The following is a 23,156-nucleotide window of genomic DNA, read 5'->3' on the forward strand; positions in this document are numbered from 1 at the left end:
CTTCGCCTTCGAGGCCGTGCCGATGATCTCCAAGGCCCAGGTCATGGCGCTGTGCGCCGGCGATGGCTGGCTCGAACAGGGGGCCAATCTCATCCTGTTCGGCCCACCGGGCGGTGGCAAAAGCCATCTGGCGGCAGCGATCGGCCTTGCATTGGTGGAGAATGGTTGGCGAGCCCTGTTCACTCGAACCTCCGACCTCGTCCAGCGCCTGCAGGTCGCTCGGCGCGAACTCACGCTCGAATCCGCCATTTCCAAGCTCGACAAGTATCACCTGCTCATCCTTGACGACTTTGCGTACGTCTCGCGCGACCAGGCAGAAACCTCGGTACTCTTCGAGCTGATCAGCGCACGCTACGAACGCAAATCGCTGCTCATCACCGCCAACCAGCCCTTCGGCGAATGGAACCGTGTATTCCCGGACCCCGCGATGACGCTCGCAGCAGTGGACAGGCTCGTGCACCACGCCACCATCTTCGAGATGAACGTCGAAAGTTACCGCCGGCGAACCGCACAGGCCCGACGTACGGGAGCCGGAAGGCCGGCTGCCTNAATGCGCAACTTCGGCAAGATTTTTGGCGTGATGACCAGCATGATCGGGATCGGCGGCGGTCTGGGCTCCACGGCCGCCGGCGCGGTCTTTGACCAGTTCGGCAACTACGAGCCGATGCTTTGGGCAGGAATTGTAATCAGCATCCTGTGCGGCGCGCTTATTTTCAAGTTGGGAGAATCGAAGGTATGAGCGGTGCACAAGTCCAAGTGCCGAGCCTCGAGGGTCGTTCTGCATTGATCACCGGCACCGGTGGGCTCGGCGTCCTCGTCGCACGCGAACTCGCGCGCGCCGGCGCAGAGGTCATCATCGCCGGCCGCGACCCAAGCAAGGGCGACGAAGCGCTGCGCCTGGTTAAGGCCGCTGCGCCGCAATCGTCCGCTACTTTCGAGCTCGTGGACCTTGCCGACCTTCGCTCAGTTGCGGAACTTGCCGGGCGGCTCCGAGATCGTGCGGCGCTTGATCTGTTGGTCAACAATGCCGGCATCATGTCGCCACCCACCCGCAAGACCACAGCTCAAGCCTTCGAGCTGCAGTTCGGCGTCAATTACCTGAGCCATTTTGCCCTCACCGGTCATCTACTGCCCCTGCTTAGACGAAGTTCCTCGCCTCGCGTGGTAAATGTCACAAGCCTTGCTCACCGGTACGCCAAGCTGGACTTCACCGACCTTCAACGCGAGCGCAAATATCGGCCCGGCGAGGCCTACTGCCAGTCCAAGCTAGCGCAAGCCCTCTTCGCGCGCGAACTGCAGCAGCGTAGTGACGAACATGGCTGGGGGCTTACTAGCGTTGCGGCTCACCCCGGCTTCGCAAGCACCAACCTGTTCAAAGGCGAACAGGGCGACAAAAAGCTGTCTAGTATAATCAGCACGCGCATCGTCATGCCCTTGATCGGCCAACCGGCGGAGGGCGGAGCGGCTCCCATAATTTACGCCGCAACTGAGGCGGACATAGCCCCTGGTGCATTGTACGGACCCACCGGTCGGTTCGAGATGAAGGGACCACCCGGCAAGCGTGATTTTGCTGCGCCTGCCCTCGATGAAGCTGTAGCCGCCCGCCTTTGGGAGGTATCCGAATCCCTCACCGGCGTACGCTTTCACTGACCTGCCGACCGCCTGTGTCCGATGTCTCGCGTTGACAGGAATGAGTATCGCTTTTATGCGATAGACTGTAGCTTAGCCTCGGCAGGCCGGGCGGCACGATCCATAACGATGAAGATCAGGCGCTCAACGTGCGCAGGTGAGGATATGACAATGGGTTTTCAGAAAGCAGTTCTGCTCGCCGGGGTCGCGTTCGCTGCGACCACCACTCAAAGCCATGCGCAGATCGCTGCGCCGGCCGAGACCGATCAGTTCGCGACCGGTGAGGCAAAAGTTGCCGATGTCGGCAACGACATCGTCGTGACCGCGCGCCGCCGCGACGAGAGCCTCCAGGACGTTCCACAGACGGTCAATGCGGTCTCGAGCGAGACAATCCAGAAGCTGCGCATCAACAACGCGGCTGATATTGCCCAGATCGTGCCCGGTCTCACGATCGAAGGTGGTTCGTCGGGCAGCGGCGGGTTTGGGGCCAGCTCGGGCATGCGGGGTGTGCCGACGTTCCTGAACTCGAACGCCAGCCCGGTGGTCCAGTTCTACCTCAACGACGCGCCCACCGGCCGCGGACCTGAGGTCACGCAGGCCCTGTTCGACATCGGCCAGATCGAGGTGCTCAAAGGCCCGCAAGGCACGCTGCGCGGCCGTTCTGCGCCGACGGGAGCAATCACGATCACGACGACGCGGCCCGATTTGGTCGATGCTGGCGGCTTCGTCAACTTGAGCGGGACCACTCGGGGCGGGATCAACGTGCAGGCTGCCGTGGGCATTCCGATTATCAGCGATGTGCTGGCGTTGCGCGTAGCGGGTGCAGTCGACCACAACGAGGGTAACGGCGTGACAAGCGCCAACAACCCGCTGGAGCCGTACGTAAAGAGCGAAGCCCTTCGGGCCACGCTGCGTTTTCAGCCGACGCCGGATGTGGACGCAACGGTCATGTACCAGCGGCTGTGGCGCAGCAGCCGCTCGTTCACGCAGTTGGTCGGCCCCGGCAACGGCGGAAACGGCCCGGAGATTGCCGCGGGAGACCGGCTGGGCATCACCGATCAGCCCAATCAAAGCCGGAGCACGGTGGACTTCGTGGTCGGCCAGCTCGAATGGCGCTTGGGGGGGCAAAGGCTCAACTACGTCGGTTCGTACCGCCGCTCCAACCAGACTGCCAGGTCGCCGCAGGACGTCGCGAACGTGCTGCCGGGCATCGAGTATTTGCAGAACACCGAGACGCCTGCCACCGAAACCTCGCACGAACTTCGCCTGAGTTCCGAAGATCGCGTACTCGGCATCTTCGATTACACGATCGGCGCATTCTACGACCGCGAATCCTCGAATCCGAAGGTCGACGGTGTCGCGCGATTCCTGACCGGCGCATTCGGCCCCCCGGGCGCACCTACCGTTCAGGAGCCGCTGTCGCGCTACACCTTGCGCAACGTGATCAGCATCGATCCCGTCGCAACCGAGAAATCGGTGTTCGGCAGCATCACGGCTCACATCGGTGCGAACACGGAACTGACCGCAGGGGGACGATACATCGATTATACTCGTCATGACAGGTTCACGCTGGGTCTGCTCGGTGGTTTCAATGCGCTTGCAAATCCGACGCCAATTCCCGCGTTTGGTATTCCGGCGCTGCCGTGTGCCGGCCTGCTTGCCCTGGATCCGCAGCTGGCGGGGGCCATCGATAGCCCCGTTTACACGGGGTCGCCGTCAATCTGCGATCTCCCGATTCCCTCACAACAATTGCAGAACGTCGACCGCCGCGAAAAGTTCACGCCATTCCTCTACAACGTCTCGCTGTCGCATAAGTTCAGCCCGGACTTCATGGTGTACGGAAACGTTGGGTCGGCGTTTCGTTCGGCCGGACCGGCGATTGGCCTCACCAGCGTGCTGAGCTGCTGTACCCTGGTAGGCGGACCCGATCTGGGCAGCATCGAAGACCTCGTGTTCCAAGGTGAAGAGCGGTCCACCAGTTACGAAGTGGGCTTCAAGGCGACATTTTTCGACCGGCGGGCCCGGCTGAACGTCGCGCTTTTCAAGCAGAAGTTCGACAACTACTTCTTCCTAACCCAATCAACCCGCTACCTCTCGGTGACCGACCCGACCAGTCCGGCGACTTCGGATGTCAGCTCGGCCGAGTTCACCACCGGTGCGGATGCGAAGGTCAAGGGAATCGACGTCGAGGCGGGCTTCCAGGTCACGCCGCGCTGGAGCTTGAACCTCGGGTTCAGCTGGTCGAAGGCTGAACTGGACAACGCGCTGATCCCCTGCAACGATGGAAATTTTGATGGCGTGGTCGACGATATTGTTCCCACCGCCCAGGACTTCGTAGATAATGGCGTCCTGATCGCCCGATGCCGTTCTAACGAAGCGATCTCGCGCACGCCTACATGGAACTTGACGGTCCAGTCGGAATACGGCGCACCAATCTCTTCGGCAATGGATGGCTTCATCCGCGGGAGCTTCGTCTATTACCCCGACAATCCCAACGCGAGCCAGGGTGTCGTGATCGACAACTACAGCTTGCTCAATCTCTACGCCGGCATCCGTTCGCCCGACAACGCCTGGGAGGTTTCCCTGTTCGCGAACAACCTGCTGAATACGCAGCAGGTGCTTTCGATCAATCCGGTCGCGCCGGTATCCTCGGGCGGGGCGGCACGGTTCTTCGGCAATCCGGCGTCGGGATACCAGCAGATCGCCTACACGCCGCGCCGCGAGTTCGGACTGAACGTTCGTTACGCGTTCGGGTCGCGCTGATCGAGCAACGCATCAAGGCTTGGGCATGAAATGAGCGCGGGCTACCCCCGCGCTCATTTTTTTGGGACGCTCCGAATGTCGCCGCAGCAGTCCGCGGATGTTGCGGAGGGCGGCAGAGCAGCCACCGCGAAGTGACTAACCGATCGCGCCAGCGAGCAGTGTTCCCGCCAGAACCAGCATGGTGGCTCCGACGATCACGTCCAGGACACGCCATGCCGCTGGCCGGGCGAAGAGCGGCTCCAGCAGCCGTGCGCCGAAGCCGAGCGCTGCAAACCAGGCGAAGCTTGCAGTGACAGCCCCCGCGACGAACAGGGGGCGTGCCGCTGCTGGCTGCGCCGCGCCGGCCATGCCCATGAGCAGGAAGGTATCCAGATAGACGTGCGGATTCAGAAATGTGAAGCCTGCGGTCGCGCCGAGCACGCCGCCCAGGGTTGCCCCCTGTCGGTCGCGATCGTCACGGCCTCGGGGGCCCTCGCCCGCCGCAGCGCGTTCACGCCGTGCCAGCCGAGGAAGGCGGCCCCTCCGGCCGCCATAAGCGTCGTCAGTTGCGGCACCCGAGCGAGGAAGACCCCCACCCCCCAACTCCGGCGGCGATTAGCAACGCGTCAGCGCTGCCGCAGAACAGCACCACGAGCCCGACATGCTCGCGCCGCAGCCCTTGCCGCAGCGCTCGGCATCACCCCTTCGGCCGTATCCCAGCGCGTCCGCGGCATAGAGGAGCGCCTTGGAGCCATTTTGGTGCTTCGTGGTCAGCCATGCGCCCTCACCAATCTGGGGAAGGCACTGACCGCCCATTTCGACAAGGTTCAATTGCTCGAAGCCGATCTTGGGCCCGCCTTGGGGACGAAAGCAGTAAGCTCCGCCCCGCCGGTTACCCTCAAGGTCGCGGTGAACGCCGATGGCCTAGGAACGTGGTTCCCTCATGCCGTCGCCGGCTTCACGCAAATAACCGGGATCATGCTGGACGTCGTTCTCGAAGACGAGGGCCACGCTTCCGACCGGCTGCGCTCGGGCGAAGTCGTAGCTGCGGTCACTGCCGATCCAAATCCGGTCCAGGGCTGCAAGACGATCCCACTCGGAACGCTTCGCTATGTTGCTTGCGCGAGCCCTGCCTTCGTTGACCGGCACTTCCCCGATGGCGTGGACCCGAGCAGGCTGGCAGGCGCACCCTACTTGCGCTTCGATCGGCGCGACTGGCTTCAGGCCCGGTGGGCGCGAGACGCGCACGGAACGGAGCTGGGCACCGCGGTCCACTGGATGCCCTCCACCCAAGCCTTCCTAGATTTCGCGCTGCTCGGCGTCGCCTGGGGTTTGCAACCTGTTCTGCTGGCCCAACCGCATATCGCGGCCGGACGACTGGTGGAGCTGCCGCCGGCAATGCCGCTGGACGTGATGCTCTATTGGACCGTGGCGCGGCTTCACGCCGCCTCGCTGCGCGCGTTGACCGATGCCGTCGTCAAGGCTGCAAGCGACAATCTGCAGGCATGCACATCCTGAGGGCGATGCGGCCTGCGGAAACCCGCGAGCGGCAGTGCCCGGGTACCGCGGTCAGCCGTCGGCCAGGGGGGCTGAGGGACACCCCGCCCCGCGTCGGCAGCGACGACCACCCGCGGGCCTCCAGCGGATCGGCGACATTGCGGATGCCGCAGTGGGCCGACGGTCTCGCTAATATGGTCCTCGTTGTCACCGACTACAGCGGCCCGCACGCCGTGCTCGGGACGGTCGTCCCCTTGCGGAGCACAGTCCCGCCATTTCGCTTCCACCGCCCTGTCGGGCCCGCAGCGGCTAGCCGCGTACGAGGGTACAGGACGCCATCCCTCAATAGACCCAGCGCGGCAGAGTGCGCAGCATTCCCGATGTCAGCCTGGAGAAGACTTTTGGTCAACGTCCTACAAACCGTGAACCCGATCCTCCTTTTCCTGGCGCTGACGGCACCGGCTGCCGCGCGCGAGGAGAACCAGCCGGCCTCAGGCGCGCGGTACGTGGCGATGGGCAGCTCGTTCGCGTCGGGATCGGGCGTTGCACCCTACGCCCCGTCCGCACCGGCGCGCTGCCAGCGCTCGACCCGGAACTACGCGCAGCTACTCGCGAAGAAGCTTGATCTATATCTGGTAGATGTCACCTGCGGGGGGCGCGACTACCGCCCACATCCTGGGGCCTTGGAACGAGCTTCCGGCGCAGATTGACGCGCTCACGGACGATACCGCCTTGGTTACGGTCACCATTGGCGTCGCAGACGAGATCACGGCGGCGGGCGGCAAGGCGATCGCGGTCGCCGGCGATGCCACCCACGCCATACCAACGATTTTTCTAACCGGCAGGGCCGGTGTGACGGACCGCGTCGTTGGGCTGGAGGTTGGCGCAGACGATTATGTGATAAAACCGTTCGACCGGCGCGAACTGCTTGCACGCATACGCGCGGTGTTGCGTCGCACATCGCGCAATGCCTCCGCCCAACCTGCTTGACGGGGGAAGCCTTGATCGGTTATGCGCCATTCTATCGCATAACGTTCGGAGCCGACTTGCAGTGACCTCAATATACGTAACGGACCGGTCAGGCCGTGAGCATTCCGTTCCCGCACGAAGCGGGCAAACGATTATGGAAATCGTGCGCGACGGCGGGATCGATGAGATGCTGGCGCTATGCGGCGGGTGCCTCTCCTGCGCGACCTGTCACGTGTTTATCGACCCGTGGTTTGCGGACCGGTTCTCCGCAATGAGCCAGGACGAGAGCGACCTTTTGGACTCGTCGGAACATCGCCGAGAAGACTCGCGCCTCGCTTGTCAGTTAGCATTCGACAGCAAGCTAGATGGCCTACGCATCGCTCTGGCGCCGGAGCATTGACGACGACTGAGACGCAATCTGTCGATCCAGCGCATCGGCGGATCTGGAAATCCACAGGAGACATTCAGTGCAGACGCTCGAACACCGGGACTACTTTACCGACCACGAAATCCTGAAGGACCCCTACCAGTTCTTCGAGGCGGTGCGGGCACATGGGCCGGTTTATCAGCCCCCCGGCAAGGATTACCTGATCGTCACGGGTTTCCCTGAAACCGTCGAAATCCTGAACAACAACCGCGATTTCTCGGCCTCGATCGGTCTCGCCGGGGCAGCCGCGCCGCTGCCATTCGAGCCGCATGGCTCCGACATCACCGCCCAGTTAGAGGAGAACCGCTGTAAGATCCTGGGCGGCGACCTGCTCGTGAACCTGGACGATGGTGCCCACACGAATATGCGCGCGCTGGTGAATCGTCTGTTCACGCCTTCCCGACTAAAGGCGAATGAGGCTTTCATCCAAGAGTACTCCGAAGAGCTCGTCAGGAAGGCCGTTGAGAACGGCAGCGTGGAGCTGATCAAGGAGATTTCGACCCCGTTCGTGACCCTGGTGATTGCCGACCTCCTCGGCGTACCAGCCGAAGATCGCGAACACTTCATGCGCTTGATCGAAGCAGCCCCGCCTCCCGGTAGCCTGGACTCCGGCGAGAACGACTACTCGGGAAAGAACCATCCGATGGTGGCGATGGGCGGATACTTCGCCCGCTATATCATGGAGCGCCTGGAGGCGCCCCGCGACGATATTCTGACCGAGCTCGCCCACGCGAATTATCCCGACGGCACCAAGCCGCAGCTTCAGGATCTGGTGGCGCTCTCGGTGTTCATGTTCGGCGCCGGCCAGGACACCAGCGCCAAACTGCTGGGCAATTCGATGCGCTACATCGTGGACGTACCCGGACTGCAGGACAAGCTTCGCGAAGACCCCTCGTTGATTCCCGCGTTCCTGGAGGAAGTTCTGCGCCTGGAAGGGTCCACCAAGCAGACCGCGCGGCTCGCCCGGCGGGACACGAAGATCGGCGATCTCGAGGTTCCGGCCGGGACCAAGGTCCTGCTCGCGCTGTCGGCCGCCAATCGCGACGAACGCCGCTGGCCCGATCCCGAGGATTTCGAGCTGAATCGACCCAAGATCAAGGAGCACGTTGGGTTTGGGCGCGGCAAGCACGTCTGCGCCGGCGCGCCGCTGGCTAGGGTCGAGGTCCGCGTGATCTTGGAGCAGTTCTTCAAGTATACGTCGAAGATCGACATGGACGAGAGCAAGCACGGACCGCGTGGCCAACGCGAGCTCGACTTCGAACCGAGCTTCATCATTCGCGGCCTTGCGGACCTGTACCTGAAGCTGAGTCCATCCGAAGCAATGAAAGCCTGAGGACCGCGCGCGATGAACTTCACCGGAAGCGCAGCTTTGGTAAGCGGCGGCGGCGGGGTTGGCGGAACCTCTGCGCGCCAAGCCCAATTCGGCATGGGGTGGCCATATTTGAGCCGTCGGCCCTTCGTGCGGAGGGCTTCGCCAGGGAATTGGGGCCTGCCGCGATTAACGTTGCTGGCGACCACAGAGCGACGAGGAGGCAGTGCTGCTAGCAATCGACTTCGCCAGCGAGCTCGGCATGTTCCGGGTCAACGTGAACGCAGCCGGGGTGGCGCGCTAAGCGCACTGCCCAAGGCTAAGCACCGAGGGCACTCCGCACGACATGGCGGTCTGCCGGGAGATGGTCGAACTGGATCTTTTCGGGCCCTTCGACGTCTCGAGACTCTGCGCAGCGGTGTTTGCGGGGAACGGCCCAACAAGGACCCGCAGCGGGGCGTCATAAAGAACAGCGCGTCGACCGCTGCCTTCCACGTAGAGGCCAGGCAGACCGCCTACCCCGCAAGCAAGGCAGCGATCGTCGGATGACTAGGGCGAAAGGGAGGAACACAGATGGCGGGACTGGTACGAAGGACGTTCGTCAAGCGAGCGCTGGCGACCGGCATCGCCTGGCCACTGCTGCGCGTGGAAGAAGCGCAGGCTCAATCCATCGAAGATTACATTTCGCAGTACGTCCATTCCGAATTGAGACCAATGGCGCGAGCCTCTGCTGCGATGACGGCGGGGATGCCCGCTTGGACTCCGCAGAGCTTGCCGCAGTTACGCGCTGGCGCCGCAGCATACGGGCGGGCGCGCCTGCCCGCTCCGGCAGTTGAGAAGCGCACGATCTCTGGCGAGCCCGGACGGCCTCTGATCCCCGTGTGGCTCATCAATGCACAGCCGGGCAGCAAGCGCCCCGCAATCCTTCATCTTCATGGCGGAGGTTTCGTGATGGGCGCCGCCGAACAGAGCATTGCGGATCTTCAGGCCATCTGCACGGCGCTGGATTGCTTCGCGCTCAGCGTCGACTACCGTCTTGCCCCTGAGACGACCTTCGCGGGGTCTGTCGAGGATAACTACGCGGCGCTGACGTGGTTGCACACCAACGCGGAAGCCCTTGGAGTCGACCCGGCACGGATAGGCGTGATGGGCGAAAGCGCCGGCGGAGGTCATGCCGCGCTGCTGGCAATCGCGGCGCGCGATCGCGGCGAAGTGCCGCTCGCGTTTCAGTGCCTGATCTATCCGATGCTCGATGACCGTACCGGCACCACCCGCACAATGCCTCCACATGTCGGCCGCCTGATGTGGACTGCGGAGAGCAACCGCTTCGGCTGGCACAGTTTCCTAGGCATGGAGCCGGGCGGGCCTTCTGTGCCGGCACACGCAGTCCCGTCACGCGTCGCGGATGTCGTCGGTCTACCCCCGGCATTTATCGGCGTCGGTTCTCTAGACCTGTTCTGTGATGAAGATACAGAATACGCTCAGCGGCTAAATGCCGCAGGCGTAGCCACTGAATTGGTCGTTGTTCCAGGTGCCTTCCATGGCTTCGATATGATGCCGTCCAAAATCTCGCAACGGTTCAACTCCGCCAAGCTCAACGCACTACGCCTCGGCTTGGAGAGCAGACGCTCTTAACAGGATGCGGAAAAAGGCGCTTCACTTGAGCCTTCCGAAGTGATTCAAGACCCCTTCGGCGATGTTGGAGGGTACGGGATGCGCGGCGGAGACCACCGGAGCGAGGGGCTGTTTTCCTACGTGAGCTGCGAGGCGCGGGTTCCGGCAGACCATCCGCTTCGGGCAATCCGTGCGATTGTCGATGAAGCGCTTGAGGTGCTGTCTGCGGATTTCGACGGGATGTATTCGCGCATTGGCCGGCCGTCGATCCCGCACGCGCGATCTGCTCCCCAGCGGAGCGCCCGAATCGAGCAGGATGACATTGATCAGGCCGCCTTCCACACGCTCCCCGGCCGCCAGCGTCTCGTGGAGAGCCGCGCTGACATCGGGGATAGGGCTGCCCCAGAAGAATGGCGGTTCCCGTCCCGGCATGGCGTAGGTAAAGCTGCCCATCGCCAGCCCGTGGTCGCGCAGCGCTTTTCCCATGCGGCGCTGGACGTCCGGCGGTTGTCTCTTGAGCCCGTTGTCGCTGATTCCCGCGAAACCCGCCGCCGCCGCGCAGGCGATCTGGTCAACCGGGTCGATGCTCCCTGCCGTGGCGGCGAGCAGCGGGGCGTCCGAGCTGGACACACCCAGATGTGCGGCAAAGCGCCATCCCGGAGCTAGCGCGCCGTCCACCGGGCCAGCGCCTCCTCGACGTCCCGCCCGAGCGCCGGGCTGAGATCCCCGACCCGGCCCGGCGTCTCCGACAGACGCGGGGCGGGCGCGGCAATGGCGAGATCGCCCAGCGCCGCATCAACCACGCGCCAAGCTCGCGCGATCCCGCAAATGCGGGTCGGCGAGCAGATGCTCGATGCTGTTGACGGGCGCCACCGGGATCCGGCGCTCGACCAGCGTCGCGACCACCTCCGCTTGCGGCCGCGCCGCGATCCATGCCATTACCCGCGCGTCGTCGCTGCCTTCATTGCCGCCGGCCAGCCCGACGAGATCGCGCTGATGTCGCGATGTACTCGCGGAAATGGCCACATGGCGGTCGTCCGCCATCGCATAAACGTCGCGGAGCACGCCGGGCAGCGCCGATCCGCAGCGTTCGGGAGCATGGCCCGGCGTCCAGCGCTGGGCAGCGTGGGCGACGATCTGGAGGACAGGCTCGAAAAGGCTGGCGTCCTCCTGCTGCCCCGCTCATTGCGGTCGCGCCAATAGAACGCGGTCAGCGTGCCGATCACCGCACTCATCGCGCCCACCGCATCGCCCAGCGCGACGGAGGGCGGATGCGGGGAATGAAAGTGGGCCACGCGCTCGCCCCCCCCAACTCGGGTCGGCCCAGTCGCCAGCGAAGCGCAGCTCGCTTCGAACCTTTCCTTCGTGCGGCAAGGCAAGCACGAAGGCGCGACACTCGCCTTCGGCGGGAGCGCATCGAAAGCGCCACCCCTGGCTTCTACATGAGCCCTGCCCTCTTCACCGACGTTCGTGGAGACATGGCGATCGCGCGTGAGGAAACCTTCGGCCCGATCGCTGGCGTTATGCCCCGCGCCCTTGCGGCAGCCCGGTTGTCCTTGCTGGAATACCCCTTGTCGGCAATGGCGGCGCGTGGGGATATGTCCGGCCCGATGTCGAGAAGGGTCTCGAAGTGGGAACAGTCCGGGGCTTCGCCGCCGGTCAGGTCGAAGGCGATCAGGTCTCCGCAACCGTCCGCTTTTCCGTGGATTTTCGTCGTAAAGCCGCCGCGCGAGCGGCCGAGGGCTTGTCCGCTTTGCCCCCTTTTGCGCCCGCTGCCGACACATGGGCGCGCACGATCGTGGAATCGAACATCTGGATCAGATGCGCTGACGGGCTCATCGTCGCCAACGTGTCGAAGAAGGCCTCGAACACGCCGGCCTTGCTCAACCGGTCGAACCGCTTCCACACGCTGTTCCAGTGGCCGTACTCCTTGGGAAGCGCCCGCCAACGCACATTCTCCACTGTGAAGAAATGCAGCGCCTCCAGAAAGCGCCGGTCGTCCGCCGCCTTGCGCCCCCGGCGCGGCAGGCACGCCCGGAACACCAGCAGTGCATTGTCCCAATCTTCTTCGCTCATCCGTGTCGACAAAATTCCGACCCCTTCGTCTAGCCGGAATCCTATGAATCATAACGGATTCACCTTGGGAATCGGAAAATCTCTTCAACCCCGAATTCGTCCACACGACCTTGGATCGGTCAGATCACTTCGATTGCTTGCACCAGCGCGTCTATCTCGCCGATGGTGTTGTAGTAGTGGGGCGAGGCACGCACGACCGGGGGCAGTTTACGGGCGGCGGCATCGAGAGGTGTGCTCGCCGGCGGAGACACGGATACGTTAATGCCCGCGCGGGTGAGGCGTTGCATGACGATGCTGGCTTCCACATGCTCGACGCTGAAGGAAACGATTGTGGAATGTTGTTCACCTGTATCGCGGAGTCTGACGGATCCGATGCCACTTAATCCATCTCGCAGTCGTCTGGCCAGAACCCCGCAGCGCGCCTGGATGGCATCGATGCCGATAGCGAGCGCATAGTCCACCGCTGCGCCGAGACCGAGCCGGGTCGAATAATTGGTTTCCCAGGTTTCGAAGCGACGTGCATCGGTGCGCATCCTGTAATGCCCCGAACGGTCCACCTCGGCTCCGAAAAGGTCGAGCATCGCAGGCTCAGTCCGATCCAGCATGTCCTGGCGCATGTAGAGAAAGCCGGTGCCGCGCGGAGCACGAAGGAACTTGCGGCCGGTCGCCGTAAACATGTCGCAGCCGAGCGTCTCGACATCGACGGTCATCTGACCCACGGCCTGACAGCCGTCGAGGAGATACGGAATGCCGTTGGCGCGAGCGATACTGCCGACCGCGGCGGCAGGGTTGATCAGTCCTCCATTGGTCGGAAGCCAGGTGATGGCTATCAAGCGCACCTTGTCGTCGATCATCCTAGCCAAGGCATTGGGATCGAGCGCGCCGAATTCGTCGTCCGGGACGACCTCGACCAACACGCCCGATCGTGCCGCGGCTTGCAGGAAAACGATGTAGTTCGCCGCAAACTCGGCGCGGGACGTCAGGATGCGGTCACCGGGAGCAAAGGACATCGACTGGAACGCGCGTTGCCAGGCGACCGTCGCGTTTTCGGTGATCGCGATTTCCTTCGCCGATGCGCCAACGAGCGTCGCAATACTCGCATGGATGGTCGCCAGGCGGTCAGTCGCTTCGGCCGCAGCCTCGTAGCCGCCGATTTCGCTTTCCCGGCGCAGGTGGCCGATCACTGCAGCCAGGACCGGGATCGGCATCAACGCCGCACCGGCACTGTTGAGGTGGTTTCGGTTGAGGACGCCAAGCGTGTCGGCGCGAACCGTGTCCAGGTCGATGGTGTCAAAATGCTGGGTCATAGAGTGTTCCACTAGAGATTAGTCCTACTGCGTCACAAATGGCGTATTCATCCTGGCACAGCATGGACATCGGGTCAGGCGCCGTGCCACTGTTGCGGTCAGCATTCTACGCAGCGTAGCGATTGAGTTCGAGGTATGTCGCTCGGGCCGTATCGGTATGTTTAAGGGATCGCGAACCGCGGGGAACCGGAGGTTCTTCGCGGTTCCTGGTAAAGGCAAATCTTGACGGGGAATCGTCTCCCGTTCGGAGATAAGGAATCCGTAGGCTGCGACGCACAGGCTCGCATAATGGTGAAAGCCCGGCCAACTCCATCTTTCGTAATGGGCGAGCCCCAGTTCCTGCTTGAGGTCTCGATAATCTCGCTCGATCCGCCGGCGCATTTTCGGGGACTGTCAGGATCAGGAGGCGCGAGGAGTTCGTTTGCGGCTACGCTGGTAAACACTTGCAGCAGTTGATGTCACTCTGAATGGTAGTCACGCGGCGCTTCCATCCATTTGAGGACTGATGAAAGGCGCCAGCCAACGGCCCTAGTTCCGATAGGCACCTGTCGAGGGAATGTGCCTTCAGCAATCATGCGATAAATGGCGGCACGCGAGCGTCCGGTTCTTTTCGTTACATCGCCAATGCGAAGGAACCTGTCGTCGTAGTCGTTCATGCAAACCGATCCATAATCGGTCTACCCGCTAGCGCCGACACTGCTGGAAAATTCCGTTCGTATCAAGGCCGCTTCATGGAAGCGAAAAGCCAATAGGTTTGACGCACCAGGCCGTAAGGCGTTACAGCGAGCGTGACGATGGCATTCACTCGGCAGGTGTTTTGCCTGTCCAATCGTCAAAAGGGTCCCGAAGAGGGTCCCTGATCGACTTCAACGAGGAAAACGCCCATGTTTCATGACATTATGGGCGTGTATTGGCCGACGCCCTCGCCGGCAAAACCATCGTTCTCGCCCTTGGGCCGGGTTTCCTATAGCCACCATCCGTTCACGATGAGGATTCCTCTGGAGCTTGCTCTTCATTCTCGGGGGTCGGTTGCACATCGAGGCCGCGCCGCGCCGTCGATCAGGAATGGCTTCGGATTGCGGGGCGAAAAACTGCACCGCCTCCGGCGCGAAGGATTGTCCCTTGGCAATCCACTCCGCGACCGAGCAGCGCGCCGATTGTTCCTCCAGCGCTGGCGCCCGGGCGCCCTTCGGCGCCCGCCGACGCTCAGCTTGAGGGGTTCGCGCTTTGAAGCTTGCCCGCAGCAAGTTGAATCCGCTGCATCAAAGTCTGATCGGACTTCGCCGCGCTGGCGATCTCGTTGAACTTCTCTGCCGTCAGCCCGGACTGCTGAACCGCAGTGGCCATCTTTGTCTGCTTGTCGGCAGCGGAAGCCGTTGTGTCCTGCTGGATCTGCTGAACGGCCATCACGGCCTGTGCAAACTGCTCGACCTCTCTGTCAGTGTAAGAAGTTCCGGTCTCGGAAACGCCTGAGCTATCGCCGGGGGCAGTCGGTGCAGCCGAGGACTCCTGCGATGATGCCGTCGATCCGTCCGTTTCGGGCACCTGCGCCTGTGCATGGCCTGCGGTCATGGCCAGGCCGAGGATTGCGGTGCCCAAGGCAAGTGTATTGTCGAATTTCATGTTCGCCTCTTCCATTGGATGAGCTGGGGGGCCGACCTCCGGCACGGTACGCAGCAGGTCAATCAAAGGGTGGACGTGCAGTGAACCGAATGCGCTGAACCGAGCTTGTCTGTCGCCTCTCCCGGTCAATGCCTGCAATCTCCACGTACTGCTTGCCAAAGCTCGGCGATCAGCGATTCTCTACGCAATCAGAGTGCGGTGCGCCTTGCAGTGCGCGCGCAGGCAGGGAACCGATGCGGTGCTCAGTAGAACCAGATACGCCATTCAGTATGCTCGACTTCCGTCGGCCACCCGGTTAGGCTCGGCGCATGGGCACGGTTCACAAGTTCAAGCGTCCGCCGAAGAACCAGCAGCAGTTCCGCGGCTATCGCCCTCAACAGCCGCTGCGACCTGACGACCGGAAGTCACCGCGCCGGGAGGTGCCTGCTTGGCTGCGAAGCGTCATCGCCTGGTCCGCGTTGATTCTCTTGGCAACGGTCATCTGGGCCGCGAGCGCGCTTCGTGGGACAACCTGAGCAACGCCCCGCCTGAGGGAATCCCAAAATCACGTTTATGCCAAAGTAGCGCTAAGGCACTCTAGGGCCACGACCAAACAGGAATCCAAGGAGGAGGACGACCGCCGCGACGATCAGGAAAATCGTCGCAAGGTCAGCAGAAAGTCCTGCGACTCCCCCGAAGCCCAGAAGCGCGGCAATAACAGCGACAACTGCAAAGATAATGGCCCAGCGAAACATTGGATATCTCCCATGATGGAAGCGCTGCGTCATCGTGTCCGACGAGCACCCGGTTTCAAAACCTCCGGACGATACTAATGTTCCAGGTCCTCCCGCGCAGGGCAGAGAACACCTCCCCAAACGCTGCTAAGCGGCGTTGTCGCTTGCCCGTCCGGCGCACCGGATCCTCGAACTCCGGCGGTTTCGTTTCAACTGCTCGAGACCGGGTCGAACTCGAGACCAAGGTGGGTCAGGCCGCGCAAGATGAAGGTCGGCAGATAACCGTATCGGCGGGCGTCGCGCGGCCCGTGTGCGTCCTCGGAGATACGAATGTCGCTGGTCCGATCGAAAAAGCGGTTGAGGCTGACAACGGTTTCGGCGCGAGCCAGGGGCGCGCCGGGACAGGTGTGGCGACCGCGGCCGAAGGCGACATGTAGCTTGGCATTGGCGCGGTCCAGCTGGAACTCGTCGGGCCGTTCGAACATGCGCGGATCGCGGTTGGCGGCGCCATTGGCGATGAACAGGAAAGTGCCGGCCGGGATATCGAGGCCGCCAAGCGTCGTCGGCCGTTTCGCCAAACGGAAGTCGCCTTTGATGGGACTCTCGTGCCGCAGGCACTCCTCGACGAAATTGGGGATGAGCTTGCGGTCCTCGCGGAGGCGCCTTTGGAGGTCGGGGCGCTCGCCCACCTGCTGGAACGCGTAGCTGAGCAGACGCACCGTGGTTTCCTGGCCGGCCGCGAACAGATTGGCGGCGATCCGGGCGACATCCAGCGGCTGGGGCACCGAGCCGTCCGGGAAGGTCGCCTCGGCGAGCCGGGTCATGACGTCTCCGCGAGGGTTCTGGCGGCGGTCCTCGATATAACCGGAGAATTTGTCATAGAGCCAGGCCAGCGGCAGGTGCTCGACTTCCTTTTCGCTCACGCCGCCCACGACAGCGCCGCCACGTTCCTGCTCCTGCCGCAGGAGGTGCTTGCGGAACTCCTGCCTGTCCTCAGGGGGCACGCCGAGCAGATCGGAAATGACGAGCACGGCGAAAGGTCCGGCGAAGTCGCCCATGAATTCGCATTTGCCGCTGGAGATGAAAGTATCGATCTGCTGGTCCGCCAGCTGCCACATGTACTCCTCGTTCTGCTTCAGGCGCAGCGGGGTGATCAGGCGCATCAGCAAGGCGCGGTGGTCGCTGTGGACCGGCGGATCCATGGTCGGAAGCTGATCGCTGAACGGAGTCCTGTCGCGATACTCTTCGATCAGCTCGGAAATGTCTTCGTTCTCATGTCCTTCCAAAGGAATGGGACAGCCCGCCATGGGGCCGGTGGTCGACATACAGGAAGAAAAATTCTCGGGGTCGTTGTAGACCGCCAGCGCTTCCTCGAAGCCCGTTACCATGACTATGCCCTGGTGCGGCTCACGCACAGCCGGGCCCTGCTGTCGCAGGTAATCGAAATAGGAATACGGATCGTCCACGAAGTGATTGGTGCGGAAGAAATCGTATTGTTCGAACTCGCGGTTCATGTCGTTCATGTTGGTCCTCTCCCGGGCGATGCCGTCAGCAACAGCGTTCACGACCATTAGCACGGCTAGGCCGGGTTTGTTCCGGATTCAACGGCCTCTTCGAGTGTTTGTCGATAATGAGGATCGTCGCGCCGAGGTGCCGCCGAGCACTAGGCTCAGGGCCCATTGATTTACCGGTCGAGGCTGCCGTCAGCAGCGCGGCGGGGTCAGCCTCATCATCACCAACGATGGTGATAGTGCGTCGACCGTCGTTCATCTGGAAGGTCACCCTGGAGCCAAGGGTGACGCGGGAGCCATCGGCCTTTCCCAACAGCTGCGCGGTCGCCTGCCGGGGTACTCCAGTAGCGCAATTGATTGTAGCCATTTTGGCACAGTGATGAACATCACGATGATGCACAATCGATCTTCGCTTGCAGCGCCATTGCTCTCCCGGTAGCGATGATCCTGAGAAATTTGAAATGCTGCTGCCCCACCAAAGAGGGCAGCACGTTCAGGGAGGGAAGTATTATGAATCCAATCGGAATGCTATTTTTGGCGAGCGTCAGCGCCGTGGCCATTGCCACGCCCGCGTTTGCGCAGGATGCCAACCAGTCGGACGAGCAGGCATTAAACGACGCCAGCGCGACTGTTAATGCCATCGTCGTCACCGCACGCCGCCGTGATGAATTGCTGCAGGACGTTCCGGCTGTCGTCCAGGCCGTATCGGGCGAACAGCTTCAGAAGCTTGAATTCCGCCAGTTCGAGGAAGTGCAGGCGGTGGTTCCGGGCCTCAATCTCGAATCCACGCTGGGCGGCACGACTGGCAAGGCCACGCTGCGCGGTGTCGATTTCGATGCGCGCGCGGCCGGCACGAACACGTCCGTGGAATTTTACCGTAATGATGCCGTCATCCCGCTCGCCGGGGTGTTCCAGGCGCTTTACGATGTGGACCAAATCGAAGTGCTGCGCGGTCCGCAAGGAACGCTCAAGGGCCGCGCCTCGCCGTCCGGCTCGATCACGGTCAAGACACGCAAGCCAAACCTGTTTGAAGCGGGCGCCTACCTGAGCGGCTCCGTGGCGGAACGTGACCGGTGGAACTTCAACGGCGCGATCAACGTCCCGGTCGTCGGCGACAAGCTGGGCGTACGCATTGCGGGTTTTGTCGGAGAGAACCGCGGCAATCTGGTTCGCGGCCTGAACCTGGTTACAGGGGAAATCGACGACGACATCTTTGACAAGACGGATGCGATCCGCGCCAGCGCCCACGCCGACCCGCTCGATGGTGTGCTGCTGCTCGATTTCAATTACGAGCATATCAACCGCGAGGGTCGCAGCTACAATCAGGTAGAATCCTTCAGCTTGGTTGACCCGACCGCCGGTGCGAGCCCGGTGACGATCCGGTCCAAGGATTACCTCGGAGTGGGCGCTCTACCGAACACGTCGGACAATTCGATCCGAATCTACAACTGGCAGGGGCAACTCAACCTGTTCGGCCAGTCTCTGATCTATCTCGGCCAGGACTTCCGCCAGCGTATCGACAACTTCTCCGCGCAGGATTCTGCCGGCGTCCTGGCCAATCCGATCGTGAACGGGGTTCCCTACGTTCAGACGGCGGTATCGCCCTCCGATACTACAGTTCATGAAGTTCGGCTGCAGAATCAGGACCGCGTGCTCGGCATGTTCGACTATGTCGTCGGCTACATGAACCTAAAACAGAATGGCGGAACCGACCTCCCGAGTTTCTTGCTGGGAAGCACACAGTCAGCGTTTGGCGCCCCGTTCCTGAACCTTACGGCACCGGCCGGAATTGTTTCGGTTCCGATCGAGCGGTTCCGCAGAGCCAAGGAAGAATCTTTCTACGGCAACCTCACATTCCACCTTAGCGAGCGCACCGAAATCTCTGGCGGCGCGCGGCGGATCATCCTGAAGCAGGACTCCGGACTGTTCGCCAATGGCACACTGCTGGCTGCGGCAACCGATTGCCGAGGCTTCCCATCCGTCGAGGGCTGCCTGCCGAGCACCAAGGCGACGATCTACAGCGCGTCGGCCAGTCACGAATTCACTGACAACCTCATGGCCTACGCCAATTTCGGCACGTCGTATCGTCCGGGCAATGTGGTCGTCGCCACAGCATTTACGGGAATCGGGCCCTTCCTCGCCCAGTTCATCCGTCCGCCCGACGAGAAATCGAAATCCTACGAAATCGGCGTGAAATCGTCCTGGCTCAACAACACGCTCACGCTGAATGTCGCCGGCTACTATCAGGAGTTCACGAACTTCGCTTTCCGTCCGGGCTCTCCGGTGCTCGCGCTGCGTGACGTAGCGACATCGGCCGCCACCGCGTCAATCACGTCGTTCGACGGACTGGTTGTTCCGGCCGACGCCAAGATCAAGGGAGTGGAAGCCGAACTGAGTTGGATGCCATCGGACAATTTCAACCTGTCCGCCGTGCTCTCCTATACCGACGGCAAGATCAGCGACGCGCTGTTCCCATGCGTTGACCTGGACGACGACAATGTACCCGACACCGTAGTGCCCACGGCTGCGCAGCTCTTCGACGAAGTCGGCGCTAACCAGGTCGATACATGCACGGGCAGCACCAGTCCGGGCGCGGCGCCGAAATTCGCCGGCTCGGTCGTGGCGGAGTACAGCAACGAATTTGCTCTCGGCATGGAAGGGTTCCTTCGCGGACTGGTCAATTTCAAGGGCAACAACCAGGGCGTGGGCCCGAATCCACTCGATTCGGTCAGTTCGTTTGCGCTGCTCGACCTGTTCCTCGGGGTCCGCGATCCGGATGGCGCGTGGAATATCATGCTTTACGGCAAAAACATTCTCGACACGCACCGGGTGCTGACTCGCACCGATGCCGCGCTGACCACAACCTTCCGGTTTAGCCCGGCAACCAGCGCGACCAATTACCTGGGCATCACCACTACTCCGCCGCAGGAATTCGGCGTGAGTGCACGGATCGCTGTCGGCTCACGCTGAGCGAGACACGAACGGCGACAAGAGATGACGACCAGCGGGAATCCCGCTGGTCGTTTCGCCGCAGCGCAGAGCGCCTGATTTGAACCCGGTGGTGTCGTTGCTTGTCTGCGACGTCCGGCCTGACATCCCTAGGAAGGGTGAGGTCCGGAGTTCAATCCTCCCCGGCAGCACCAGTTTTTCAAAGGCTTTAGCTGAGATCAGCCCAAGCACGCGAACGAGCCGTGCGAATGGTGTTCGACAGCGAGAAAGTTCAGTTCGATGCCGTGAGACCGCAGTCCGGTCTCTCCCCGAGCTTCACCGTGACCCGCAGCTTGAGTCGCTGCTCCGAAACCGCGTCCACGAGCTCGGTCTCAAATCCCGGCGGGGCTCGTCAATTTCTCATGACCTCCAGGAGCGGTTTGGCCGCTCGCGCGGCCTTGGCATCAGCATGGAGGCTCGCTTCCATGACAGAAGATCCCAGCCAGCAGCACCTTCGCATCTTGGTCCTGCGAAGCAATCCGTCCAACTGTGCGGCGGGGAGGGTTGCAAAGACCAGTCTCCACGCTTACAACCTAAAAAAGAATATCCGTTCTGTCTGGTAGAACTTGCGTGGGAATGAAAATGCTCCGGGAGTGTTCGGCATTGGTGGCCTGCGCATCGATCGATCGCCTCCGGGCGGTGTTGCGAAGTTTAGCCCTGCTTCAGAAGGGATTATCATGAACAACAAGCTTTTTGGTTCCCGCAATAGACCGCAGAAAGTCCCTACGGGGCTCAGTTTCCGCGCAAAGCAGTTGGCTGTCGTTTCGGCAGCCACGATCCTGGCCGGCGCGCTGGCGGGCACCGCGATGGCTCAGCGCAAGCCCGGCACGATGACCATCGTGCTCACCGGTCAAACGCTGCTGCAGGCCGATCCGCGCAGCCTGACACCTGAAGCTGTCGATCAGGTCACACCGATGCTCAAGGGGGATGTGGTCTTCACAAATTTCGAGAGCACGGTGCGCGAGGCTGGCGACGATATGGCCAATTTAACCCCCTACCCCGGTTCGGGCGGCCACTTCGCTCCGCCGGGCGCGCTTTATGCGCTGCGGGGGATGGGCATGAACCTTCTTGCTCTCGCCAACAATCACTCCTTCGACTTCGGCGAACTCGGAGTGCGGAACACGGTGGAACGGGCCAGGTCTATGGGGCTTGCTAGTTCCGGAGCGGGCACGAACCTGGCGCAAGCCGCGGCGCCGGCATACCTGGAGACGGACAAGGGGACCGTCGCATTGGTTTCCGTCGCGTCCGGTATGCTGCATGAACGCGCCTCCGCAACCGCGACCACCGCCGGGATCAATGTGATCAATCTCCAAGGGGGCGTTCAGGACAAGGATGCCGGGCGCCCTTCGGAAGCGGATCGCGAAAGGGTGCTGTCGAGCATCAGAGAGGCTCGCAAGCAAGCCAATATCGTTATCTCCTACCAGCACAACCATGCATACGACCGCTTCTTCCCGAAGATGATGATGGAGCGCCTGCCTGAGCGGCACTTTCCCCCTCGGTGGATCAAGCAGTGGGCGCGCGATCAAGTCGACGCGGGAGCGGATATAGTCGTCCTGCACGGCGCCCCGATCCTCCAGGGCATCGAGGTCTACCGCGGCAAGCCCATCTTCTACTCACTGGGCAACTTCATTTTCCAGCTGCCGAGTCGCTCCAATCACGTTTTTGGGCCTGAAGTCTGGACCAGCGCCATCGCACGGATCGAGATGACGCCGCGAGGGCAGCTGCAGGCGGTGACCTTCGAGCCCATCGTGCTGAACCAGAATGGCCGCGGCGAAGGCGCGGAGGCGGTGGCTACCCGCGGCCTGCCCAGTCCTGCTACGGGCGAGCAGGCACAGGCTATTCTTGAGGGCATCGTTGCACACTCCCAGCCGTTCGGCACGCGCTTCACCATTGAGGGCGATCGTGCCGTGCTGCATCTCGGCGGCAAGTAGGGGAATGCACTGCTGCCCTGACGCATAGGAAACAGGGAGGAAGCGCATGGTCGGCCGCGTCTTTGCACTGGCGCTGTTAGCAATCCTGTCGGCATTGGCGGCACCTGCCCTAGCCGCGCCCGAGGCGGTGGTAGCGGAAGGCGCGCTGCGCGGGCACGTGGTGGGTCGGGCAGGGGTATTCGAAGGCATTCCTTACGCCGCCGCTCCCGTCGGCGCACTGCGCTGGGCTCCGCCCGCCGCTGCGCTGCCGTGGAAAGGGACGCGCGATGTGAGTAAGCCGGGTTCGTCCTGTCCTCAGTCAGGCCCCGCCGGAGGCCGGGGAGCCATCGTTCCCAGCGAGAACGAAGATTGTCTCTTCCTGAACGTGTGGCGACCGAAGGGCACTATGCCCGGAGCCAAGCTGCCGGTGATCGTGTGGTTCCACGGTGGTGGCATGGTTTATGGGGCGGGCAACATGTTTCGGGCGGAGCGGCTGGTCAGTGAGGGCAGCCCGGTCATCGTGGTGACCATCAACTACCGCCTCGGGATCTTCGGTTTTTTCGCGCATCCCGGCCTCGATCAGGAGCACCCGGAGGTCGGGTCCGGTAACTACGGCATTCTGGACCAGCAGTTCGCTTTGCGGTGGATCGCAAGGAACGCGGCGGCGTTCGGCGGAGACCCCACCAACGTGACAATCGCAGGTGAATCAGGCGGCGCGCAATCGGTTTGCGTCCAGCTTGCGGATTCCGACGATCCCGGTCGGCTATTCCAATCTGATCCCGGCCATCATTCCGATTTGATCCCGGCCGGGTAGAAGCCAGATCGTGGTTGATTAATGACG

The 23,156-nt window shown here is 62.5% G+C and carries 20 protein-coding genes and 4 pseudogenes; 13 read left to right on the forward strand and 11 right to left on the reverse strand.

Annotation, left to right across the window (positions count from 1 at the left end; translation table 11 throughout):
- From istB to IEX32_RS18055, 3 genes and pseudogenes are all read left to right on the forward strand, one after another.
- Positions 1-541: pseudogene (gene istB, locus IEX32_RS18045) on the forward strand (IS21-like element helper ATPase IstB); the annotation flags it as partial.
- Between the two features lie 194 nt (positions 542-735).
- A complete protein-coding gene (locus tag IEX32_RS18050) occupies positions 736-1,650 on the forward strand; it encodes an SDR family oxidoreductase (protein ID WP_188772941.1) in 915 nt (304 codons plus the stop codon).
- A gap of 150 nt (positions 1,651-1,800) precedes the next feature.
- Positions 1,801-4,392: a TonB-dependent receptor gene (locus IEX32_RS18055; protein WP_188772942.1), complete on the forward strand. Its 2,592-nt coding sequence runs from the start codon at positions 1,801-1,803 to the stop codon at positions 4,390-4,392.
- Between the two features lie 135 nt (positions 4,393-4,527).
- On the opposite strand, the gene IEX32_RS18060 is transcribed toward IEX32_RS18055, so the two are convergent.
- The gene (locus IEX32_RS18060; protein WP_268236764.1) at positions 4,528-4,812 is read right to left on the reverse strand and encodes a LysE/ArgO family amino acid transporter; all 285 of its coding nucleotides are present in this window, start codon (positions 4,810-4,812) and stop codon (positions 4,528-4,530) included.
- The gene (locus tag IEX32_RS20950; RefSeq protein WP_268236765.1) at positions 4,779-4,925 is read right to left on the reverse strand and encodes a hypothetical protein; all 147 of its coding nucleotides are present in this window, start codon (positions 4,923-4,925) and stop codon (positions 4,779-4,781) included. The genes IEX32_RS18060 and IEX32_RS20950 overlap by 34 nt, the downstream gene beginning before the upstream one ends.
- Positions 4,926-5,103: 178 nt before the next feature.
- Here IEX32_RS20950 and IEX32_RS18065 point away from each other — a divergent pair, with 178 nt between their 5' ends.
- The 6 genes and pseudogenes from IEX32_RS18065 to IEX32_RS18090 all read left to right on the forward strand — a co-directional run.
- Complete coding sequence (locus IEX32_RS18065; RefSeq protein ID WP_373285469.1) at positions 5,104-5,889, forward strand: ArgP/LysG family DNA-binding transcriptional regulator; 786 nt, start codon at positions 5,104-5,106, stop codon at positions 5,887-5,889.
- A gap of 618 nt (positions 5,890-6,507) precedes the next feature.
- Positions 6,508-6,858 carry a response regulator gene (locus IEX32_RS21200; protein ID WP_505802527.1) on the forward strand — a complete coding sequence of 117 codons (351 nt, stop codon included), beginning with the start codon at positions 6,508-6,510 and terminating at the stop codon, positions 6,856-6,858.
- Between the two features lie 61 nt (positions 6,859-6,919).
- Positions 6,920-7,237, forward strand: coding sequence for a 2Fe-2S iron-sulfur cluster-binding protein (locus IEX32_RS18075; RefSeq protein WP_229736478.1), 318 nt, complete (start codon positions 6,920-6,922; stop codon positions 7,235-7,237).
- Between the two features lie 67 nt (positions 7,238-7,304).
- Entirely contained in the window at positions 7,305-8,597 is a 1,293-nt protein-coding gene (locus IEX32_RS18080; RefSeq protein WP_188772945.1) for a cytochrome P450, read from the forward strand.
- A 549-nt stretch (positions 8,598-9,146) separates the two neighbouring features.
- Entirely contained in the window at positions 9,147-10,208 is a 1,062-nt protein-coding gene (locus tag IEX32_RS18085; protein WP_188772946.1) for an alpha/beta hydrolase, read from the forward strand.
- Positions 10,209-10,286: 78 nt separating this feature from the next.
- Positions 10,287-10,460 (forward strand): annotated as a pseudogene (locus IEX32_RS18090) (transposase); the annotation flags it as partial.
- Positions 10,461-10,982: 522 nt separating this feature from the next.
- On the opposite strand, the gene IEX32_RS20760 reads toward IEX32_RS18090, so the two are convergent.
- Positions 10,983-11,324 (reverse strand): CoA transferase, encoded by a 342-nt coding sequence (locus IEX32_RS20760; protein WP_229736481.1) that lies wholly within the window; start codon positions 11,322-11,324, stop codon positions 10,983-10,985.
- Between the two features lie 143 nt (positions 11,325-11,467).
- Here IEX32_RS20760 and IEX32_RS21125 point away from each other — a divergent pair.
- Positions 11,468-11,656 (forward strand): annotated as a pseudogene (locus IEX32_RS21125) (aldehyde dehydrogenase family protein); the annotation flags it as partial.
- On the opposite strand, the gene IEX32_RS21130 reads toward IEX32_RS21125, so the two are convergent.
- The 8 genes and pseudogenes from IEX32_RS21130 to IEX32_RS18130 form a co-directional block, all read right to left on the reverse strand.
- On the reverse strand, positions 11,626-11,895 hold the full coding sequence (locus tag IEX32_RS21130) for a transposase (RefSeq protein WP_373285470.1): 270 nt from the start codon (positions 11,893-11,895) through the stop codon (positions 11,626-11,628). The pseudogene IEX32_RS21125 and the gene IEX32_RS21130 overlap by 31 nt on opposite strands.
- Entirely contained in the window at positions 11,862-12,263 is a 402-nt protein-coding gene (locus IEX32_RS20765; RefSeq protein ID WP_229736479.1) for a transposase, read from the reverse strand. Before IEX32_RS20765 ends, IEX32_RS21130 begins: the two co-directional genes overlap by 34 nt.
- Positions 12,264-12,382: 119 nt before the next feature.
- Complete coding sequence (locus IEX32_RS18105; RefSeq protein ID WP_188772948.1) at positions 12,383-13,570, reverse strand: aminotransferase class V-fold PLP-dependent enzyme; 1,188 nt, start codon at positions 13,568-13,570, stop codon at positions 12,383-12,385.
- Positions 13,571-13,594: 24 nt separating this feature from the next.
- Positions 13,595-13,954 (reverse strand): annotated as a pseudogene (locus IEX32_RS21135) (hypothetical protein); the annotation flags it as partial.
- A 74-nt stretch (positions 13,955-14,028) separates the two neighbouring features.
- Positions 14,029-14,226, reverse strand: coding sequence for a helix-turn-helix transcriptional regulator (locus IEX32_RS18115; RefSeq protein WP_188772949.1), 198 nt, complete (start codon positions 14,224-14,226; stop codon positions 14,029-14,031).
- 550 nt (positions 14,227-14,776) lie between these two features.
- Entirely contained in the window at positions 14,777-15,193 is a 417-nt protein-coding gene (locus tag IEX32_RS18120) for a DUF4168 domain-containing protein (RefSeq protein ID WP_188772950.1), read from the reverse strand.
- A 566-nt stretch (positions 15,194-15,759) separates the two neighbouring features.
- Positions 15,760-15,927, reverse strand: a complete 168-nt coding sequence (locus IEX32_RS18125) for a DUF1328 domain-containing protein (protein WP_188772951.1) — start codon at positions 15,925-15,927, stop codon at positions 15,760-15,762.
- 188 nt (positions 15,928-16,115) lie between these two features.
- Positions 16,116-17,429 (reverse strand): cytochrome P450, encoded by a 1,314-nt coding sequence (locus tag IEX32_RS18130; protein WP_188772952.1) that lies wholly within the window; start codon positions 17,427-17,429, stop codon positions 16,116-16,118.
- Between the two features lie 498 nt (positions 17,430-17,927).
- Here IEX32_RS18130 and IEX32_RS18135 point away from each other — a divergent pair, with 498 nt between their 5' ends.
- From IEX32_RS18135 to IEX32_RS18145, 3 genes are all read left to right on the forward strand, one after another.
- Positions 17,928-20,387 carry a TonB-dependent receptor gene (locus IEX32_RS18135; RefSeq protein ID WP_188772953.1) on the forward strand — a complete coding sequence of 820 codons (2,460 nt, stop codon included), beginning with the start codon at positions 17,928-17,930 and terminating at the stop codon, positions 20,385-20,387.
- A gap of 695 nt (positions 20,388-21,082) precedes the next feature.
- The gene (locus IEX32_RS18140; protein ID WP_188772954.1) at positions 21,083-22,336 is read left to right on the forward strand and encodes a CapA family protein; all 1,254 of its coding nucleotides are present in this window, start codon (positions 21,083-21,085) and stop codon (positions 22,334-22,336) included.
- Positions 22,337-22,382: 46 nt separating this feature from the next.
- A complete protein-coding gene (locus IEX32_RS18145; RefSeq protein WP_188772955.1) occupies positions 22,383-23,129 on the forward strand; it encodes a carboxylesterase family protein in 747 nt (248 codons plus the stop codon).
- Positions 23,130-23,156 lie beyond the last annotated feature (27 nt).

Source organism: Novosphingobium endophyticum (assembly GCF_014640675.1).
Taxonomy (GTDB): domain Bacteria; phylum Pseudomonadota; class Alphaproteobacteria; order Sphingomonadales; family Sphingomonadaceae; genus Novosphingobium; species Novosphingobium endophyticum.

What these genes read in the sequence shown, in the direction of transcription:
- IEX32_RS18115 (WP_188772949.1), bottom strand. Translation starts at nt 14,226, where the DNA reads ATGAACGACTACGACGACAGGTTCCTTCGCATTGGCGATGTAACGAAA.
- IEX32_RS18135 (WP_188772953.1), top strand. Translation starts at nt 17,928, where the DNA reads ATGAATCCAATCGGAATGCTATTTTTGGCGAGCGTCAGCGCCGTGGCC.
- IEX32_RS18055 (WP_188772942.1), top strand. Translation starts at nt 1,801, where the DNA reads ATGGGTTTTCAGAAAGCAGTTCTGCTCGCCGGGGTCGCGTTCGCTGCG.
- IEX32_RS18085 (WP_188772946.1), top strand. Translation starts at nt 9,147, where the DNA reads ATGGCGGGACTGGTACGAAGGACGTTCGTCAAGCGAGCGCTGGCGACC.
- IEX32_RS18130 (WP_188772952.1), bottom strand. Translation starts at nt 17,429, where the DNA reads ATGAACGACATGAACCGCGAGTTCGAACAATACGATTTCTTCCGCACC.
- IEX32_RS18145 (WP_188772955.1), top strand. Translation starts at nt 22,383, where the DNA reads ATGGTCGGCCGCGTCTTTGCACTGGCGCTGTTAGCAATCCTGTCGGCA.
- IEX32_RS18105 (WP_188772948.1), bottom strand. Translation starts at nt 13,570, where the DNA reads ATGACCCAGCATTTTGACACCATCGACCTGGACACGGTTCGCGCCGAC.
- IEX32_RS18125 (WP_188772951.1), bottom strand. Translation starts at nt 15,927, where the DNA reads ATGTTTCGCTGGGCCATTATCTTTGCAGTTGTCGCTGTTATTGCCGCG.
- IEX32_RS21200 (WP_505802527.1), top strand. Translation starts at nt 6,508, where the DNA reads ATGTCACCTGCGGGGGGCGCGACTACCGCCCACATCCTGGGGCCTTGG.
- IEX32_RS18050 (WP_188772941.1), top strand. Translation starts at nt 736, where the DNA reads ATGAGCGGTGCACAAGTCCAAGTGCCGAGCCTCGAGGGTCGTTCTGCA.
- IEX32_RS18120 (WP_188772950.1), bottom strand. Translation starts at nt 15,193, where the DNA reads ATGAAATTCGACAATACACTTGCCTTGGGCACCGCAATCCTCGGCCTG.
- IEX32_RS20950 (WP_268236765.1), bottom strand. Translation starts at nt 4,925, where the DNA reads ATGGCGGCCGGAGGGGCCGCCTTCCTCGGCTGGCACGGCGTGAACGCG.
- IEX32_RS18140 (WP_188772954.1), top strand. Translation starts at nt 21,083, where the DNA reads ATGAACAACAAGCTTTTTGGTTCCCGCAATAGACCGCAGAAAGTCCCT.
- IEX32_RS20765 (WP_229736479.1), bottom strand. Translation starts at nt 12,263, where the DNA reads ATGAGCGAAGAAGATTGGGACAATGCACTGCTGGTGTTCCGGGCGTGC.